This is a genomic window from Alloalcanivorax mobilis (assembly GCF_002864685.1).
Lineage (GTDB): Bacteria > Pseudomonadota > Gammaproteobacteria > Pseudomonadales > Alcanivoracaceae > Alloalcanivorax > Alloalcanivorax mobilis.
On the sequence record NZ_NMQZ01000057.1, the window covers coordinates 1 to 1,700 of the forward strand.

General features: G+C 58.4%; 2 protein-coding genes. Both read right to left on the reverse strand.

Annotated features, from left to right (window positions below; all coding sequences use genetic code 11):
- On the reverse strand, window positions 1–810 hold an 810-nt coding region (locus CGS25_RS18000; protein ID WP_101676322.1), incomplete at its 3' end, for an Rpn family recombination-promoting nuclease/putative transposase.
- A 516-nt stretch (window positions 811–1,326) separates the two neighbouring features.
- Window positions 1,327–1,700: DUF4351 domain-containing protein (locus CGS25_RS18005; protein ID WP_157933878.1), on the reverse strand; the 374-nt coding region annotated here is incomplete at its 5' end.

Sequence of the window (1,700 nt, forward strand, 5' to 3'; positions counted from 1 at the left end):
CTGGCGACCTTCCTGGCGACCTTCCTGGCGGCCTTCCTGCAAGCCTTCACGGCGATATTGTGCCTTCCACTCCTTGATTCGGTCTTCGAGCATGGTGTCGGTCTCCTCCAAGCTGTTTATGCTCTGCCAATCCAACGACGGGTCGAGGCTTTCACCTCGCCGGTGCAACCATTCAATGATGCCGTGGCGCAGACTTTCCTGTTCCGGTTCTCGCAGCCAGTTTACCAAAAGCCGCACCGCATCCAGCAGTTCCTCCGGAGAGCTGCTTTGCTCCATTCGGAACACAGCGGCGACCACGTTTCTTCCCTTTGGAAAGTCACGCTCACCCAGCCGGCCCTGGTCCAGCAGCACGAACCGGTACAGCGGCACATACCGGGAAAAGGCCTCGGGCATCCAGCCGAAAAGCTGGCGCAACGCGGTGGGGGCACGCCAACGGCGTCTGCCGTTGTACAGAACGATGGGCAGCACCAGAGGCAGGGTTTTATCCTTAGCGACCTCGCCTCGACGAATCAAATCCTGATACAACAAGCCCATGTAGCTCAACAACCGAACGGCCATGTAGTAGTCAACGCTGGACTGAAACTCCAGCATCAAATACAGATAAACCCACCGCTGTCGCCAACGCACGCGCCAGATCACATCATTATGGCGGCTTCGCAGATCATCGGAAACGAAGCTCTCGGAGACTTTTTCCAAAGTGTCCAAATCCAGCTCGCCGATCCAGCTTTCCTTAACGAACCCGAGCAGCAAGTCACGCATCATTTTTTTGTGCGCGAACAGTAATTTATAACCGGTGTCGTGTTGTGTCATGGCCCACCTCGATACTGATCTTATGGACAGTATCAGGAGAAACCGGTTTGAATCTGTCAGCCAGGGCGGAAGTGCGTGTAAGCCAATGCCGAAAATACGTTGATCTTGTTGTGGGAGCGGTCCTTGACCGCGAACGGGCGCTACCGCCTCGCCTTTCAGGCTCGGTTCGCGGTCAGGGACCGCTCCCACAGCGGCTCCGAGCCCGCCGTTACTGAACACTGACAACTAGTCTTGAACCAACCCCAACGCCGCTTCCACCACGATCGGCTCATCGAACTGCGCTTCGATGCGGTCGCGGGCGGCGCGGCCGGCGGTTAGGAGGCTTTCTCGGGGGAGGGCGGAGCGCCGCCCGGTCAGGCAAGTTCCATGCAGGCGGCCAGGGAGTCGGCGTTCTTGGCTTCACACAGCCACCCGGTGACGCCCTTCTCCACCGCCTGGCGGCAGCCATTATCCGCATAGGGAATGCGTAGCAGAAGGCACACCAGGCCGGAATAGATGTTGGCCTTTGCTCCGCTTTTAGTGGAAGACCTGCTCCAATGAACCGGCGTCATAAAACCGGTCGATCCAGCTCTCCAACTGATCCAGCGGAGCCTGTTGCAAGCGCTGTTCCATGTCCGGCGGGAGCGGGCCGAACCGTCGGGAAAGTAAACGGGACAGAATGAGCCGGGCCTCCCGGGTGGAGCCTTCTTGCTGATATTGTCTTTTCCACTCTTTGATCCGGTCTTCAAGCACGGTGTCGGCCTCCTCCAAACTGTGTATCTGTTGCCAATCCACTGATGCGTCCAGGCTGTCGCCACGACGATGCAGCCATTCCAGGATGCCGTGGCGCATGTTCTGTTGCTCCGGCTCCTGCAGCCAGCTTATCAAAAGCCGCAGGGCGTGCAGCAGGT